This is a genomic window from Thalassospira sp. B30-1, assembly GCF_015767575.1.
GTDB classification, from domain to species: Bacteria; Pseudomonadota; Alphaproteobacteria; order Rhodospirillales; family Thalassospiraceae; genus Thalassospira; species Thalassospira xiamenensis.
The window spans coordinates 3622860-3640340 of the sequence record NZ_CP065232.1; the positions used below are offsets into that span (position 1 = coordinate 3622860).

Genomic DNA, 17481 nt, shown 5'->3' on the forward strand with positions numbered 1-17481 from the left:
CGAACATGCTTCTCATCCATTGCCCCTATTGCGATGAAACGCTGCCGGAACTGGAATTCACCTATGGCGGCGAAGCCCATATCGCGCGTCCGGAAAATCCGGCGGACAAAACCGATGATGAATGGCGCGATTTCCTGTTCATCCGCACCAATGTCAAGGGACCGCATTTTGAACGCTGGCGTCATGCCCATGGCTGCGGCCGGTTCTTTAACGCCGTGCGCGACACCGTCTCGGACCGGTTCCTGACGACATACAAGGCGGGCGAACCGCGCCCTGACCTTGCTGTTTTGCTTGAAGATGCCGCAAAGAAGGAGCCTTCGAAATGACCGCTTTCCGTGTTCCGGGGCGTGGCCGGGTCCTTCACAATCGGCCGGTTTCATTCACCTTTGACGGCGACACCTATCAGGGTCTGGAGGGCGACACTGTCGCATCTGCCCTGATCGCCAATGGTGTTCACCTGATGGGGCGTTCGTTCAAATATCATCGTCCGCGCGGCCCGATTGCCGCAGGGTCGGAAGAACCGAACGCCCTGATCGGAACACGTCGCGGCAAGGGGCAGTTTGAACCCAACACGCGCGCAACCGTGCAGGAAATCTGGAACGGGCTTGAAACCAACAGCCAGAACAAATATCCCAGCCTGAAATTCGATATCGGCGCGATCAACGACCGCCTTTACATGCTGTTTTCCGCCGGGTTCTATTACAAGACTTTCATGTGGCCGCGCTCCTTCTGGGACAAGGTTTACGAGCCCTTCATCCGGGCGGCTGCCGGTCTTGGCGTGTCACCGACCGAACCCGATCCGGACAATTACGCATCCCGTTATCTGCATACCGATATTCTGGTTGTCGGCGCCGGTCCTGCGGGCCTTGCCGCCGCACGTGCCGCCGCTGAATCCGGGCTTCGCGTCACACTGGTCGATGAAAACGCCGAACCGGGCGGAACGATTTTAAGCGAACCGCAGGCAAAAATTGACGGCAAACCGGCATGGGACTGGCTGGAGGCCGAGCTTGATGCCCTGACCGACCTTGGTGTGCGGATCATGACCCGCACCACAGCAATTGGCTATTACCATCAGAACATGATCGGCCTGTGTCAGAAACTGACCGATCATCTCGAAAACCCGGCCGCCAGCACCCCGCGGGAACGGATGTGGCGGGTCCGCGCCAAACAGGTCATTCTGGCGCAGGGTGCCCTTGAAAAACCACTGGTATTTGATGGCAATGACCGTCCGGGCGTGATGCTGGCCGGGTCGGCGCAAACCTACCTGAACCGCTATGGCGTGCGTGTCGGAAACAATCCCGTCATCGTCACCAGCCATGACAGTGCATGGTATGCCGCCTTTGATCTGGCATCGGCCGGAACGAAGATCGAGGCCATTGTCGACACCCGCCCGACCCCGAATGCCGACCTTGTCAAGGAAGCCGCCGCACGCGGGATCACGGTCTTTGCCGGTTATACCGCAACCGGCACCTCGGGCCGCCTGCGCATCAAATCGGTGCGGATCAACAAGGTTGAAAATGGCACCGTTATGGCCGCCCAGACATTGGCCTGCGACAGCCTTCTGGTCTGCGGGGGCTGGACCCCGTCGCTCCATCTGTTTTCCCATACCAAGGGGACGCTTAAATGGGATGACCAAAGCCAGACCTTCCTGCCCGACCGCATTACCGAGGATTGCCAGATCGCCGGTGCCGGGCGTGGGCTTTGGGGGATCGAAGCCGCCCTTAATGACGGGGCCGCAATGGGCGCTGCGGCGGCCAAAGCACTTGGCAAAACCGCCACGGTCAAAACGCTTTCGGTTGCCGATGATCGCCCCGGTTCGGGCGCCAGCCACACCGAACTTCCGACCGACCTTGACGCTGGCAAGGCCCGTGCCTTTGTCGATTATCAGAACGATGTCACCGCCAAGGATTTGCGCCTTGCGGTGCGCGAAGGCATGCGCTCGATCGAGCATGTCAAACGCTACACCACCAATGGCATGGCCACCGATCAGGGCAAGATGTCAAACATCAACGGCCTGAACATCGCCGCCGATGCGCTTGGCAAGAAACAGCCCGAAGTCGGCCTGACCACGTTCCGCCCGCCCTATACCCCGACGACTTTCGGGGCGTTTGTCGGCTATCACAAGGGGGATCATTTCGAGGTCACCCGCAAAACCCCCATCGATAGCTGGGCCGAAGAAAATGGTGCCGTGTTCGAACCGGTCAGCCTGTGGCGTCGTGCATGGTATTTCCCCAAGGACGGCGAGAATATGGACGCCGCCGTGCGTCGCGAATGCCGCGAAACGCGCAAATCGCTTGGCATGTTTGACGCATCCACCCTTGGCAAGATCGAGGTGGTCGGCCCTGATGCGGTTGAATTCATGAACCGCATGTATACCAACCCCTGGACCAAACTTGCCCCCGGTCGCACCCGTTATGGCCTTTTGCTTGGCGATGATGGTTATATCCGCGATGACGGCGTGATTGGCCGTCTGACCGATGACCGTTTCCACATCACCACCACCACCGGCGGTGCGGCGCGTGTGCTGAACATGATGGAAGATTACCTTCAGACGGAATGGCCCGATCTGAAAGTCTGGCTGACATCGACCACCGAACAATGGGCGACCATTGCGCTCAATGGTCCGAATGCGCGCAATCTTCTGGCGCCGTTTGTCGAGGGGCTCGATATTTCCGACGAAGCCTTCCCGCATATGTCGATTGCCGAATGCTCGGTTGCCGGTTTCCCGGCCCGTCTGTTCCGGGTCAGCTTCACGGGCGAACTTGGATTTGAGGTCAATGTCCCCGCCCGTCATGGCCGGGCCCTTTGGGAAACGCTGTTCGCGGCGGGTCAGAAATACGATATCTGCCCCTATGGCACCGAAACCATGCATGTCCTGCGTGCCGAAAAGGGCTTCATCATTGTCGGTCAGGATACCGACGGGACGGTGACGCCTTATGACGCGGGTGCCGGATGGGCGGTTGGCAAAAACAAGCCCGACTTTGTCGGAATGCGGGCCCTTAACCGCCCGGACCTGACGGCAGAAGGCCGCAAACAACTGGTCGGGCTTCTGACCGATGATGGCACGTCCAAACTTGAAGAAGGCGCACAGATCGTCCTTGATCCGAACCAGCCGATCCCGATGAAGATGGTCGGCCACGTGACATCGTCCTACCATAGCGACGCGGCAGGTCGCCCGATTGCCCTTGCCCTGATCGAAGGCGGTCACGGCAAGACCGGCGAAACGGTTTATATCCCGATGCCCGACCGGACGATCAGGGCCACCATCACCGGCACGGTCTTTTACGACCCCGAAAATGCGCGTCTCAAACTTTAAATTCCAAGGTCATACAAGCGGAGATGACTGCAATGACTGCACATATCGACCTGTCCAAAGCCGGGATACTGGCCGAAAGCTCCGCCGTGCGTGTAGCACTTCTGCCCCCTGTCGCCCGCTTTTCCCTTCGGGCCGCAACGCCCGAACAGAAAGCCCTGTCAAAGGCGCTTGGCGTACCCCTTCCGGCCAAAATCGGTCAGTGCGGGCGCAAAGGGGATATTGAAATCCTCTGCCTTGGCCCGGACGAATGGACGATCATCGCCCCCGAAGATCAGGCAGGAACGATCACCGATGCCTGTGCCGCGATCTATGCCAAAACCCCGCACAGCCTGACGGAAATTTCCGACCGCGAAGTTACCGTCCATATCACAGGCCCGAAGGCCAGCGACCTTATCACCATCGGCTGCCCGCGCGACCTAGATCAATTACCGACCGGCGAAGCACGCCGCACGGTTTTTGATGGTGTGTCGGCGGTGCTGTGGCGGGATGGCGATCAGGATTACCGCCTCGATCTTTGGCGCTCCTTCGCCCCGCACGTCATCGCCCTTCTGGAAACGGGTTGCGCTGAACTGGCGGGCGAATAACCCGATGCCCGGGCCCTTTGCAAAGCTGCCGCAAACCCGGGACCGACGCCGCGATATGACGCCTCGACCCATGGCTTTCCCCGCAAGAGCCACGCCACGAACCCCAACCCGCCCCACAGCCGACGACGGCCCCAACGACAAACCACCTCCGCCAAAACCGGACGTCCCTCAATCCGGGAAGTCCCGACAAACGCGGGGCTTTGGCATCCCAGCCAACGCGGCAGAGCAGACAAGCCGCCTTCGGCCTCACAGCCCACTCCGGTCTTCCGGCCATGGTCGCATTTCCGGCAACCATCGGAAGGCCCGAAAAACCCAGGACTTCGGCATCCCCGCTAATGCCGCGCAGACAGCGGCCTTCGGCCTCACAGCCCGCCCCGGTCACTTCCGGTCATGACACCACCCCCGCAATCATTGGAAGCCCGGACGAACCTCGGGCCTCCGCCATCCTCGCCAACAACCGGTCTCCGGACCCACGACCCGCTCCCATCACTCCCGCAATGGCGACATTTCCGGCAACTGATGAAGTCCGGACACATTTCGGGCATTCGCCATCCTCGCCAACAACCGGTCTCCGGACTCACGTCCCGCTCCGATCACTCCCGGCAATGGCAACATTTCCGGCAACCGATGAAGTCCGGACAAACTTCGGGCTCATGGACCCCGCCGGTCCCCCCTTGACGGGCCACAGCTCAACGCTGCCCCCTGCTGCCATCGTTGCCGCTACCGGCAAATTTAAAGCTCCCTCCTCAACAAGACGCACCTCTCCCGTCATGACAAATGATCGGGTTAGCCCCCCTAGTCCTCGTCCTAGTCCCAGTCCTCGTCCTCGGGCAGAATGCCGCCATAATGGCTCCGCCATCCGCCGCCCCATATCCTGCGGAATGCCCCGCCGCCCTGCCTGTGTCTATGTCCGCGTCTTTGCCGATGCATCCCGATATCCTCTTTCCTTCAGCCCCAAACGCAAAAACCCGCAAGGCACAAGGCCTCGCGGGTTTCCGTCCGGGTGCATTTCTCCCGTTGACTTTACTCTTATGCCATAAATAAAAGAACAAATCAAGAACTTTTTAAGGAAACCGAATGGGAAGGAGGATTCGACACGACGCAGCCTGCGCGCTCGGAAATCTAGAAACAACTCTCACGGGTACGTCCACCAGAAATGGCTATTCGCTATTGCGTGGCAATTGATGAGCCCTACCCGACGCGCGCCCATCGGATGCCCGGTTCGGCTTCGGGAAAATCCCCAATTACAGCACCACCAACAGATCCGCATACCGGGAATATAAAAGCATCCTGCTGCTTCGGCAGCATATGTGCCACAGCCTTTTTGTTCACGAAGAGGAAAACCCTTTTGCAGACATTTCCACGTCGCGACAGGTAAGACCAGCCGTCATAATTCTAGCGCGAAAGCTCGTACAGAACCGCCCGGTCAAGGATGCGCAGTTTCGGTCCGGCGGCGATTGCACCTGTTGCCTCTAGCTTACGAAGCGAGCGCGAGAATGTTTCTGGCGTAATGCCGATCCGGCTTGCGATCTGACGTTTTTCAGGAAAGTTCGTCTCGTCCTCGCCACCCAGATTCTCGCCACTTCTTTCTTCGAAATCGATCAGGAAAGACGCAATTCTCTGGATCGGTTTGGTGTGGCGAATTTTGAAAATTTCTTCGAGGAAGAATCGTTCCCACCGCAGAAGTCCGGCAAGGACTTCGGCCATGACATCGGGCGCGCTGCGTAAAACGGAAAGATAGGTATCGCGCGGAATGGCGATGATCTCGCAATCTTCCATGACCTCGCATTCCACCGGATATGCCCGACCGGCCAACGAAACGGCTTCGGCGAATGCCCCCGGTTGGGTCAGGAAATGCATGACGGTTTCTTCGCCCTGCGGGGAAACCTTTACAAGGCGCAAGTGCCCGGAAAGCAGAACATAGAAGTTACGGGCAACATCACCGGCACGAAACAGATGTTCGCCGCGCGAATGGCATTCCACACGACATTTTGCCATCAGACTATCAAGCCGCGCCCCGCCAAGAGCAGACAGAAACGGGACCTGTCGGACGATATCGTAATCGATTTCAGACAGCGGTCTTGAACGCATCTTCGCCCCCTTCCTTGGCATCATTCCCAGACAACCCGCACCAATCGGCCAGCATTTCCGCATCTGCAATCCGGATAATGTGACCATTGGCATGTTGCGAAACACCAATTTCAGAAAGTTTCTTAAGCGCGCGAGAGATCGTCTCGCTGGTCATTCCCAACTTGCGGGCCAAGGCAGACTTTTCAATGGTCAGGGGTGTTTCATGCACACCGTCAATCGGCACCGCATCTGCCAGGAAATAGATCCCCAGACGTTGCGCCGCCGACCGGCATTTAAGTTCTTCGGCCTGTCGCAACATCTGACACAACCGTTCTGTCATGGCCGACATCATGGTCAGTGCACGGTCGAAATGGGCCGCAAGAAAATCAGCAAAGCCAGCACCATCAATACGAACCGCGGTTGTTGCCTCCAAGGTACGAACCGAAACCGCATAACAGCCATCGGGCACCAATGCGCATTCCCCGACAAGCTGACCATTCCCCAGAAGATCAATGACCCCGTCTTTACCGTCCTGATCCTTGAAAGACAATTCGACATGCCCGTTCACAATCAGATAAAGCGCTGACGCCAGTTCATCTGCCGAAATCATCATTGTATGAGTGTCAAACCTGACCCATTGGCATAGGGATGCCAGTTCAAGGATATCTTCCTGCGGCCATGTTCGGAAATAGTTCGCAAAGCGAAGAACACCGGAAATGCGTTCGACATCATTCATCACGGCATCGTCCATTGTATAAAAAAGGGAAGATTGCATTTACTGGAATAACTCTAACATCAGCCCAGATGATCAAGTTTGTTCCAGATCAATTTTGATCGGAAAACGCTTATCGGCGCGAGAACTGCCTTAGCCCTTCGACATCAAGGATGCTCATCCTTGTATCCTGGGCAATAAATCCGTCGTCTTCAAGTTTGCGCAATGCGCGTGAGAATGTTTCCGGGGTGACACCGATCCGGTTTGCGATGACATGCTTGGGTACGATTTCCGCATCGTCAGACTGCGAGAGCAAAAATCCGGCAAGGCGCTGCGATGGGCTTCGCTGGCGCAAATCATTGAGCTCCCTGTAGAAAAACCGTTCTCTCTCGATCAATGACTGCATCATCCGACCAATCATCGCCTTGTCATTCCTGAGGCGATTGACCAGTTGCAGCCTGCTGATTGCGATGATCTGGCTGCCCGGATCGCATTCGGCAGATACCGGATACTTTTGCCCGGAAAGGACCACAGCCTCGGCAAAAGACTCGCCTGCTGAAACAAGATGAAAAAGGGCGACACGCCCGTCACCGAGAATTCGAAACAGACGCACCTGCCCCTTGATGACAATAAAGAACTGTTCGGCGGGCTCCCCCTCGCTAAACAGCAATTCACGGCCGTTATAAATCACAACGGTCGCACCATTTGTCATCGATACGATTTCATCGCGCGAGAAGGCAGAAAGAACTGCCACCTTCGACATCAGACTGAAATCCGCATCATTCAGGTTACGGCGTGACATGATCGGCTCCAAACTCTGTCCGAGCTGACTGCGATGGTTGAAAACTGCTTCTGCGATGATGTCGACCGCAATTCACATGATCGGCCAACAGCGAAGACAACTCCCACCACGTGCCAACCGGTGCGAGCATGCCGACTTTCTCATCAGACCGGGAATTAACAGAAGCCGGAATATCAATGCGGCAATGCGCCCCATCCCCCGTCATAAGGGGAACAAAAAGAGCATTTCTGCACCTTGTCATGTTTCGCCAGTTGGCGAGAGACGGTTGGCCATCAATCTGGACATTGTAGATTTCGTCGTGATCAAGATGGTGCGAAAGTATCGCTCGCAACTGCTGCATTTCGGGCGACGGGCAGATGTCCTGCTTCTGCCCGTGAGCCACCAGAAAAATTGCCTTTTTATCCTTTTGATTTCCACCGGCCTTTAATCGCTGGGCAATTCGTGCCGCCAACATGCGGTCATATCCAGACAAATGTCCTGCGAATGGCAAAAGTGCCTCCGCTTCCAACCGGGCATCGGCAACAAGTGCGGACAGTTCCGCCACCAAACCGGCGCCCGGCGTAAAGAACAGGGGAAAGACAAGCACGTCAGACGCCGAATTCCGCGTCATGACCTTCAACACATTTCCCGCTGATGGCGTTGATCGCAAAAATGAAAGGCGGATGTCGAAATGCGGTAACTGACGTTGCAGATGCGCGGAAAACATCCCGCCGGGCACTGCACCAGTTCGTCGCGTTCCATGCGCGACAATCATCAAAACCGGATCGCAGACGGACATAACCATTCCCCTGTTTCACTCTCTCTGAACGCATTTTGCGGGCTTTTCCCCCAAGCGTATTGACTCCCGTCAAGAGTGGAACGGCTCAAAACCACAATGTTCATATGGTTATTTGATCATCATCAAGGCTGGCTCGCGTCGAAAGATCAAATCTCCGCAACCGGGAGCGAAGGCTTTCATTTTCCTAATGGAGGGACGCATGAAACTCACAACTCGGCTGAGACGGTCGGCAGCGCCGCTTGCACTTGGTTTCGGCCTTATCTTTGCCTCGGTGGCAATCGCCCAGGAAAAACATCCTGAAAGCGAAAGCACCTATGAACCCAGTCTCGAGTCACTTCCGACCGATGGGTCGCAACCCGGTACACACGAAGGTGTGCCAACGATGACGGCCGATGAATTCAATCAGGGCCGCAAGATTTTCTTTGAACGTTGCGCAGGTTGCCACGGCGTTTTGCGTAATGGTGCAACCGGCCCGGCCCTGACAACGGACCGCACCCGCGATCTTGGTTATGACTATCTGCATGACTTCATTACCTATGGATCGCCAGCTGGTATGCCAAACTGGGGAACCTCCGGAGATTTGACAGAAGAGCAAATCGACATCATGGCGCGATATGTCATGCAGGACCCGCCTCAACCGCCAGAATGGGGTATGGCCGCGATGAAAGAAAGCTGGAAAGTCATTGTTCCAGTCGACCAGCGCCCGACCCAAAAAATGAATGATCTCGATATCGAGAATCTGTTCTCGGTCACACTTCGTGATGCGGGTCAGATCGCACTGATCGACGGCCACGACTACAAGATCAAATATGTCATCGACACTGGATATGCCGTTCATATTTCACGTGTATCCGCGTCCGGGCGCTACCTCATGGTTATCGGTCGCGATGCAAAAATCGATATGATCGACCTATGGATGAAGGATCCCAAGATCGTTGCAACGATCAAAGTTGGTTTGGAAGCTCGTTCAGTCGAAACTTCTAAAATGAAAGGTTGGGAGGATCGTTACGCGATTGCGGGCTCATACTGGCCACCACAATTCACAATTATGGATGGCGAAACGCTTGAGCCACTTAAAATCGTCTCTACTCGCGGCATGACATATGATGAACAGGAATATCACCCTGAGCCTCGCGTTGCCGCGATTGTATCCTCACATTACAACCCGGAATTTGTCGTTAACGTTAAGGAAACCGGCAAGGTACTTCTGGTAAATTACGAAGATCTCGACGCCTTGCAAGTCACTTCAATAAGTGCCGAACGGTTTCTCCATGACGGTGGTTTTGATTCATCCGGTCGATATTTCATGGTTGCCGCCAATGCTCGTGACACAGTCGCCGTTATAGATACCAAAGAACGTAAACTGACCAAACTTGTCGAGGTCGGCACAACCCCGCATCCGGGTCGCGGGGCGAACTTCATCCACCCGGAACTCGGTCCGGTCTGGGCAACCAGTCATCTTGGCGATGACACCATTGCATTGATCGGTACCGATCCGGAAAAACATCCGGAAAATGCGTGGAAAATGGCGGCATCCATTGACGGGCTCGGTGGCGGTTCACTGTTTATCAAAACCCACCCGAATTCGAAAAACCTTTGGGTTGATGCGCCGCTAAACTCGGATGCCGAAATTTATCATTCGGTTGGTGTCCTTGACATCAACAACCTTGATGCCGGTGTTGAAACACTGCCGATTGCCGAATGGGCCGATCTGGGCGACGAAGGTGCCCAGCGCGTCGTTCAGGGTGAATATAACAAACAGGGTAATGAAATCTGGTTCTCTGTCTGGAACGGCAAAGCTGAAAAGTCAGCCATTGTGATTGTTGATGACAAAACCCGGAAGCTCAAGAAGGTCATCAAAGATGATCGCCTTGTGACCCCGACGGGCAAATTCAACATCTACAACACCCAACACGACATCTACTGATCTGCAGAACCGGAGGCCATCCACGGCCTCCGGACTTCCCGCATTTGAAACCTTGCCAAAACAGGGGAAAAGCCATGCAAAAATCCGGGCGTATTTATCTTGTCGGAGCCGGACCAGGCGATCCTGAATTGCTGACCATCAAGGCAGCACGCCTTCTCGACCGCGCGGATGCCGTTATCTATGACCGGCTTGTCTCCGATGAAATACTTGAACTGGCCAACCCGTTTGCAGAACGCGTTTATGTCGGAAAATCCACAGGATCCCACAGCCTGAAGCAGTCCGAAATCAATACGCTTCTGGTTCATATGGCCAGAAAACATTGCCACATCGTTCGTCTGAAAGGCGGGGATCCGTATATTTTCGGACGCGGGGGTGAAGAGGCAGAATGGCTCAGCCTGCATGATGTTCCGTTTGAAGTTGTTCCCGGAATTACAGCCGCCGCAGGATGCATGGCACAACTTAATCTACCGCTGACCCATCGCGGTCTGGCAACCAGTGTACGTTTTGTCACCGGTCACATGCAGGCAGACGCAGAACCCCATCACGACTGGCGTTCTTTGGCCGATCCGGACACTACGCTTGCGATTTACATGGGGGTCAAAACCATGCCGGTAATCGCGGGCAAACTGCTTGAACATGGGCTGCCCACCGATACGCCGGTGATGATTATCGAAAATGGTTCGACACCGGATCAAAGACATTTCCGCAGCACATTGGGCAATGTCTGTGACGACCTGAACCGGCTGGATTTTGATCCGCCCTGCATGATCGTCATTGGCCGCGTCATTTCACTGGCGGATCGACTATCACTGCCCGAGGCCGAACTTCTATCCGAAAGCCGGTTTGACCAAAACGCAGCACCCGACTTCCCCGATGGGGGTCTACGTTATGCCCATACTGCGTAATTCCCTCGTGATCCTGATCACCACGCTCGCTTTGGCGGGGACCTATTCAGTAAGTGCGGAAAACGCGACTTCTTCCCGAAGCCCCCATGCGCTGGAGCAAATGGTGCGTCAGGATTGCGGTTCCTGTCATGGCCTAACGTTTAAGGGAGGTCTGGGATCGCCCCTTTTACCGGAAAGCCTTGCGGCTTACAGCGTCGAGGATTTGACAACCATCATCCTCGACGGATTGCCCGGGACAGCCATGCCACCCTGGCGCGCAATCGTGACACCCGACGAGGCCACGTGGATGGCCCGCTATCTGAAAACAGGAGAACCCGAATGATGCGCATTGCATTTTCGGCCCGCATTCCTTCCACCGCGTTACAGGCAACCCGCAACCTTTTGGTTGTTGGGGGCATTTTGCTTTTGGCGGGCTGCGCAAATATCTCATCCGTTCGCGGGACGGCTGATCTGGCAACCGTCGTTGCCCGGGCCACTGGCGAAGTTGCTATCCTTGACACCAGCACCCGGCAATTTATCGGGATCGTTGAAGGCCTTGGCGATCTGTCACATGCATCGATCGTCTATTCCCGGGACGGACGGTTCGCATTCGTCTTTGGCCGCGACGGGGGATTGACCAAGGTAGACATTCTCAAACATGAGGTTGTCGTTAGAACCTTGCAAGCGGGCAACAGTATTGGCGGAGCCATCAGCCAGGACGGCAGACTGGTGGCGGTTGCCAATTACGAACCCGGCGGTGTCCGCGTTTTCGATAGTGAAACCCTCGAACTGCTGGCCGATATTCCTGCAATCATTGACGGCAGTTCGGATCGTTCAAAAGTCATCGGGCTGGTTGATGCGCCGGGGAACCGGTTTGTTTTCAGCCTTTGGGATTCCGGCGAAATCTGGATAGCCGACTTCTCAACCGGCAACGAGCCAAAGATCAACCGCTACAAAGATATCGGAACACAGCCCTACGATGCGCTGATCACATCTGATGGTCGTTATTACATTGCCGGTCTGTTTGGCGAAGACGGCATGGCATTGCTTGATCTTTGGCATCCGGAAAATGGCGTGCGCCGCATCCTTGATCATTACGACATGGGCCAAGAACGCTTACCCGTTTACAAAATGCCCCATCTTGAAGGCTGGGCGATTGCGGGGAAACGCGCATTTGTACCCGCCATCGGTCGCCACGAAGTTCTCGTGATTGACACCGAAAACTGGCAGCAGATCGGACGTATTCCCGTCCATGGACAGCCCGTTTTCGTCATGGCTCATCCCGACAACAGGCATGTCTGGGTCAATTTCTCGGTCCCGGATTACGACACGGTCCAGATAATCGACACGGAAAATCTGGCAATCGTCGGGGAACTGAAACCCGGCACCGGTGTCCTGCATATGGAATTCAGTCCACGTGGCGATCAGGTCTGGCTGTCGGTGCGCGATGACAACAAGGTCGTTGGATACAATCCCTACACGCTCCAGCCGATTGCCGAACTTCCGCTCCCCAGTCCCAGCGGCATTTTCATGTCTGACCGTGCCGGTCGGATCGGGTTGTAGGAGGCCATCATGAGCACCGAACTCACCCGCCTTCAGACCCGGCTGATCGAACATTTTCAGCGCGGATTTCCGACGACGCCACGCCCGTTTGAAACCATCGCCAGTGAACTGGGCACCAACGAAGACACGGTGATTTCCGCCATTTCCGATTTGAAGGACAAAGGTTATCTCGACCGGATTGGCGCGACCTATGCGACCGGGCGCGCAGGGGCATCAAGCCTTGCGGCGATGGAAGTTCCAGATGATCAGCTTGAAAAAATTGCAGCCCAAGTCAGCCACTTTACCGAAATCAATCACAATTACGAACGCGAAGATAAACTCAATTTATGGTTCGTCGTAACCGCCGCCGATCAGGCCAGTCTGGAAACGGCAATCAAGGCAATCGAAACCAAAACCGGCTTACCGGTATATCGGATGCCGATGATCGAACATTACCGTCTCGATTTGGGATTTGCGTTGAAATGGAACTGAGCAATCTTCAACACCGGCTGATCGAAAGACTGCGGGACGGCTTGCCACTTGGCAAACACCCATATGCCGACATCGCCAATGACCTCGGAACGACCGAGGGAACGGTGATCGAAACGCTTGAACAGCTTATCGCCCACAAGGTTATCAACCGCTTTGGCATGATCATCCGTCATCGCGCACTTGGTTATCAGGCCAATGCGATGTGCGTTTTCGATATCGGTGATGATGCGGCACCCGACATAGGCAAGGCGATGGCAGCCCTTCCCTATGTCACATTGTGTTACCGCCGGGAACGGGTTGCCGGGGTTTGGCCATACAATCTTTATTGCATGATCCATGGTCGAGACCGGCTGACAGTTCGGGCACAAATCCGCCACCTGATTGCGCGTCTGGAACTGCATGATGCGCCCCACAAGGTTCTTTTCAGCAAGCAATGCTTCACCCAGCGGGCGGGCAAATATGGCGCCCCGAGGGCATCCGTATCCTTGCCGGCGCCAACAGAAACTCGCGCAATTCCCGATGAAGTCAGGGAAATATCATGAACAAGCTTGAACGCGACCTGATCAACAATATGCAGGGTGGTTTTCCGATCTGCGCGCACCCGTTCCAGGTGCTGGCCGAACGTCTTGGTTATGACGAACAAACCGTCATTGACGGTGTCAAAAGGCTGATCGCGGACAGATATGTCAGCCGGTTTGGGCCGCTTTACAACACGGAAAGACTTGGTGGTGCTGTAACCCTTGCCGCGATTGCAGTCCCACCTGATCGCTTTGACGAGGTCGCGGAACAGGTCAACGCATGCGAGGAAGTCGCCCACAATTACGCCCGTGAAGATGTTCTTAACATGTGGTTTGTGATCCTTGCCGAGGATGAAGAAGCGCTTCAGGACGTCATAAAGCGGATCGAAAACACAACCGGGCTTGGGGTTCTGAGCTTCCCAAAGGAACAGGAATACTTCCTTGAATTGCATCTGGAGGTTCCCGAAAAATGATTTCCTTTCTGAACCAACCAGAACTACCGGAACTTGACGAAATCGATCATGCCCTGATCCGTGCGACGCAAACCGGATTGCCTTTAAGTCCCACGCCATACGGGGATATCGCGTTGGGCCTTGGACTTGGCCCGGATGAAGTTGAACAGCGCTTGCAACGTTTGCTTGATGTTGGCGTCATTCGCCGTATCGGCATCATCCCCAACCATTATCGGCTGGGTTATCGCGCCAATGGCATGAGCGTTTGGGACATCGACGATAAAACCGTTGATGCCATGGGCGAGATGATCGGAAAGCTGGATTTCGTATCGCACTGCTATCGCAGGCCGCGCCACCTGCCCGATTGGCCATTCAACCTGTTTGCCATGGTCCACGGAACAACACGCGAAACGGTCGAGGCCAAGGTCGAAGATATCCGCAACCGTTTGGGCGGGAATGTCCGCGACCATCGCATTCTATACAGCAACCGTATCCTGAAAAAAACCGGCCTGCGTTGGCGCAAAAGCGGAGAAAAGAAATGTTGCGGTTAAGCCAGTATATCCGTGCTGCAATCGATATTGCCGAGAATGGCACAGCACCCGTTACGAACCCCCGCAAACATGCCCCGCTTTCCAACAGCGGACCTGTCGTTATCTGGAACCTGATCCGGCGGTGCAACCTGACATGCAGGCACTGCTATGCCTCTGCCGTTGATAAGGATTTTCCCGGTGAGCTAACGACAAAACAGGTTTTCCATACCATGGAAAATCTGCGTGATTTCAATGTTCCTGTGTTGATCCTGTCGGGTGGGGAACCGCTTATGCGGCCCGATATTTTTGATATTTCGGCCTATGCCAAAGAACTTGGTTTCTATGTCGCACTGTCGAGCAACGGGACCCTGATTGATGATAGAAACATCGATCAGATTGCCGCCGCCAACTATGACTATGTCGGGATCAGTCTGGATGGACTTGGCGCAACACATGATTATTTTCGCCGTCTTGAAGGCGGTTTTGATCTTGCCCTTCGCGGGGCAAAACTGTGCCGTGGTGCCGGATTGCCGGTTGGCATTCGTTTCACCATGACCCGCGAAAATTATCAGGACCTTGCCGGTCTTCTGGACCTTGTGGAACAGGAAAAGATCGACAAGTTCTATTTCTCGCATCTGAACTATGCCGGTCGCGGTAATCACAACCGCAAGGATCACGCATTTTATAATATGACCCGCGAAGCGTTGTTGATGATGTTTTCCCGCTGCGAAGCAGATGTCAAAGCAGGCATCGCGCGCGACTACGTGACGGGCAACAACGATGCCGACGGGGTTTTCCTGAAATTCTGGATTGACGAACATTACCCCGCAGCATCCAGCCAGATCGAGAAAATACTGCAACGCTGGGGCGGGAACGCATCGGGTGTCAATGTTGCCAATATCGATAATCTGGGCAATGTCCATCCCGATACCATGTGGTGGCAGCACACATTGGGCAATGTCCTGAAACGTCCGTTTTCGGAAATCTGGCAGGATATCAGTGATCCCTTGATGGCCGGGTTAAAACAGCGTCCCCGTCTCGTTCACGGACGCTGCGGCGAATGCCGGTATCGCGATATTTGCGGCGGCAATACGCGAACGCGCGCCTATCAGTTGACCGGCGATCCTTGGGCCGAAGATCCGGGCTGTTATCTTGATGATGCAGAACTTGGCATTGTTGGCGAACATAACCGTCTTGAAACCGTTCCATTTTCCGCGACCAGACGTCACGGTCAGGTGGAGGTCACATCATGATCCCCATCGTTAAGCCTGTTCTGGCGCGGATTTGCCTTGGAACGGTATTGGTATCCGGTTTGATCAGCACAACGAACGCGTTTGGCCAAACCGCACTCTCTTCCGCGCAGATTGCCGATGCCAACGCGCTCTATGCAACGCATTGTGCTGCCTGTCACAATGGTGACCGGTTGGGCGGCATGGGCCCGGCGCTTTTGCCCGAAAGCCTTGAAAAATTGCGAGGCAATGGCATTTCGGATGTCATCCGCGATGGCCGCGCGGCAACGCAGATGCCGGCCTTTGGCGAAACCCTTGCCGCAACGGAAATCACCCTTCTAGCGGACTGGTTGCGCCAACCGATGGACAGGTCACCGGAATGGGGCATGTCCGAAATCGTCCAAAGTCACGACGTTTTCATCGATCCGGCGGAACTGCCCGACAAACCGAAATTCAAAAGTGATCCTCTAAACCTGTTCACAATTGTCGAGGCGGGCGATCATCACGTCACGATCCTTGATGGTGACACGTTCGAACCCCTTGATCGTTTTCCGACCCGCTTTGCCTTGCATGGCGGGGCAAAATATTCACCGGACGGTCGGTTTGTCTATCTGGCGTCGCGTGATGGATGGGTCCAGATGTATGACCTTTATTCCCTGCAAACCGTTGCTGAAATCCGGGTCGGCCTGAATACGCGAAATGTGGCGGTATCCGATGACGGCCGATATGTGATGGCGGGCAACATGCTGCCGCACAATCTGGTTCTGCTGGATGCACGGGATCTGACACCAATACGCGAGTTCGCCGTTATCGGTGATGATGGCAAATCATCGCGTGTTTCGGCGGTCTATACCGCCCCTCCGCGCCATAGCTTTATCGTCGCCCTGAAAGACCTGCCCGAAGTTTGGGAAATTTCCTATGCCGATGATCCACGTCCGGTCTATCCCGGTTTCGTTCATAACTACGAAGCCAATATGGTCGAAGCACTGGACGTTCAGAACGGCCCATTTCCGGTAAGGCGTATTCATCTTGGTGATGGTCTGGATGATTTCTTTTTCGATCAGGATTATCGCCACCTGATCGGGGCGGCCCGCAATGGCCGCGATGGACAGGTGATCAACCTGAATGTCGGCCGAAAGGTGGCCGACATTGCCTTGGAGGGCATGCCGCATCTCGGGTCGGGCATCACCTTTGACTATCAGGGGCATTCGGTGCTGGCCACCCCCCATCTGAAAGATTCCAAGATCAGTGTGATCGACATGGAAAGCTGGAAAACCATCAAAACCATCGAAACAAAAGGCCCCGGATTTTTCACCCGCAGCCACGACAACACGCCTTATGCCTGGGTCGATGTATTCTTTGGCCCGGACAAGGATGTTGTTCATATCATCGATAAACGCACACTCGAAATCGTTAAAACGCTCCGCCCGGACCCCGGCAAGGTGGCGGCCCATGTGGAGTTTGATCGCAGCGGCCAACACGCGCTGCTGTCGATCTGGGACGATGACGGCGCAATCATCGTTTACGATGCCCAAACATTCGAAGAAATCAAGCGCATCCCGATGAAAAAACCGGTTGGGAAATATAATGTTTTCAACAAAATCACCTATTCCGCCGGCACCAGTCACTAACACCAGATCAGCCG

General features: G+C 55.2%; 17 protein-coding genes. 13 read left to right on the forward strand and 4 right to left on the reverse strand.

Features of this window, described 5'->3' with window-relative positions; all coding sequences use genetic code 11:
* Positions 1–5: 5 nt before the first annotated feature.
* From IT971_RS17080 to IT971_RS17090, 3 genes are read left to right on the forward strand one after another with little or no spacing between them, the layout of a single operon-like run.
* Positions 6–326 carry a sarcosine oxidase subunit delta gene (locus IT971_RS17080; protein ID WP_062960758.1) on the forward strand — a complete coding sequence of 107 codons (321 nt, stop codon included), beginning with the start codon at positions 6–8 and terminating at the stop codon, positions 324–326.
* Positions 323–3316, forward strand: a complete 2994-nt coding sequence (locus IT971_RS17085; RefSeq protein WP_063095035.1) for a sarcosine oxidase subunit alpha — start codon at positions 323–325, stop codon at positions 3314–3316. Before IT971_RS17080 ends, IT971_RS17085 begins: the two co-directional genes overlap by 4 nt.
* Before the next feature lie 32 nt (positions 3317–3348).
* Entirely contained in the window at positions 3349–3900 is a 552-nt protein-coding gene (locus tag IT971_RS17090; RefSeq protein WP_063095029.1) for a sarcosine oxidase subunit gamma, read from the forward strand.
* Positions 3901–5295: 1395 nt separating this feature from the next.
* Here IT971_RS17090 and IT971_RS17100 read toward each other — a convergent pair.
* The 4 genes from IT971_RS17100 to IT971_RS17115 form a co-directional block, all read right to left on the reverse strand.
* Positions 5296–5991 (reverse strand): Crp/Fnr family transcriptional regulator, encoded by a 696-nt coding sequence (locus IT971_RS17100; protein ID WP_007089809.1) that lies wholly within the window; start codon positions 5989–5991, stop codon positions 5296–5298.
* The gene (locus IT971_RS17105) at positions 5969–6745 is read right to left on the reverse strand and encodes a Crp/Fnr family transcriptional regulator (RefSeq protein ID WP_082822632.1); all 777 of its coding nucleotides are present in this window, start codon (positions 6743–6745) and stop codon (positions 5969–5971) included. The genes IT971_RS17100 and IT971_RS17105 overlap by 23 nt, the downstream gene beginning before the upstream one ends.
* A 70-nt stretch (positions 6746–6815) precedes the next feature.
* Positions 6816–7484, reverse strand: coding sequence for a Crp/Fnr family transcriptional regulator (locus IT971_RS17110; protein ID WP_063095025.1), 669 nt, complete (start codon positions 7482–7484; stop codon positions 6816–6818).
* Complete coding sequence (locus IT971_RS17115) at positions 7471–8262, reverse strand: hypothetical protein (RefSeq protein WP_063095023.1); 792 nt, start codon at positions 8260–8262, stop codon at positions 7471–7473. The genes IT971_RS17110 and IT971_RS17115 overlap by 14 nt, the downstream gene beginning before the upstream one ends.
* 199 nt (positions 8263–8461) lie before the next feature.
* Between IT971_RS17115 and IT971_RS17120 the strand changes: the two genes are divergently transcribed.
* The 10 genes from IT971_RS17120 (at position 8462) to IT971_RS17165 (ending at position 17467) form a co-directional block, all read left to right on the forward strand.
* Positions 8462–10189: a nitrite reductase gene (locus tag IT971_RS17120; RefSeq protein ID WP_063095021.1), complete on the forward strand. Its 1728-nt coding sequence runs from the start codon at positions 8462–8464 to the stop codon at positions 10187–10189.
* Between the two features lie 74 nt (positions 10190–10263).
* Positions 10264–11094, forward strand: a complete 831-nt coding sequence (gene cobA / locus IT971_RS17125) for a uroporphyrinogen-III C-methyltransferase (protein ID WP_007089814.1) — start codon at positions 10264–10266, stop codon at positions 11092–11094.
* Positions 11078–11416 (forward strand): cytochrome c, encoded by a 339-nt coding sequence (locus tag IT971_RS17130; protein WP_007089815.1) that lies wholly within the window; start codon positions 11078–11080, stop codon positions 11414–11416. The genes cobA and IT971_RS17130 overlap by 17 nt, the downstream gene beginning before the upstream one ends.
* Entirely contained in the window at positions 11413–12636 is a 1224-nt protein-coding gene (locus IT971_RS17135) for a cytochrome D1 domain-containing protein (protein ID WP_139189968.1), read from the forward strand. The genes IT971_RS17130 and IT971_RS17135 overlap by 4 nt, the downstream gene beginning before the upstream one ends.
* Positions 12637–12645: 9 nt before the next feature.
* On the forward strand, positions 12646–13107 hold the full coding sequence (locus IT971_RS17140; RefSeq protein ID WP_063095019.1) for an Lrp/AsnC family transcriptional regulator: 462 nt from the start codon (positions 12646–12648) through the stop codon (positions 13105–13107).
* Positions 13098–13649: an Lrp/AsnC family transcriptional regulator gene (locus IT971_RS17145; protein WP_063095017.1), complete on the forward strand. Its 552-nt coding sequence runs from the start codon at positions 13098–13100 to the stop codon at positions 13647–13649. The genes IT971_RS17140 and IT971_RS17145 overlap by 10 nt, the downstream gene beginning before the upstream one ends.
* On the forward strand, positions 13646–14098 hold the full coding sequence (locus IT971_RS17150; RefSeq protein WP_082822633.1) for an Lrp/AsnC family transcriptional regulator: 453 nt from the start codon (positions 13646–13648) through the stop codon (positions 14096–14098). The genes IT971_RS17145 and IT971_RS17150 overlap by 4 nt, the downstream gene beginning before the upstream one ends.
* Positions 14095–14628 (forward strand): Lrp/AsnC family transcriptional regulator, encoded by a 534-nt coding sequence (locus IT971_RS17155; RefSeq protein WP_007089820.1) that lies wholly within the window; start codon positions 14095–14097, stop codon positions 14626–14628. Before IT971_RS17150 ends, IT971_RS17155 begins: the two co-directional genes overlap by 4 nt.
* Positions 14616–15860, forward strand: a complete 1245-nt coding sequence (gene nirJ, locus IT971_RS17160; protein ID WP_063095013.1) for a heme d1 biosynthesis radical SAM protein NirJ — start codon at positions 14616–14618, stop codon at positions 15858–15860. The genes IT971_RS17155 and nirJ overlap by 13 nt, the downstream gene beginning before the upstream one ends.
* Positions 15857–17467: a nitrite reductase gene (locus IT971_RS17165; RefSeq protein WP_063095011.1), complete on the forward strand. Its 1611-nt coding sequence runs from the start codon at positions 15857–15859 to the stop codon at positions 17465–17467. Before nirJ ends, IT971_RS17165 begins: the two co-directional genes overlap by 4 nt.
* Positions 17468–17481: the final 14 nt, after the last annotated feature.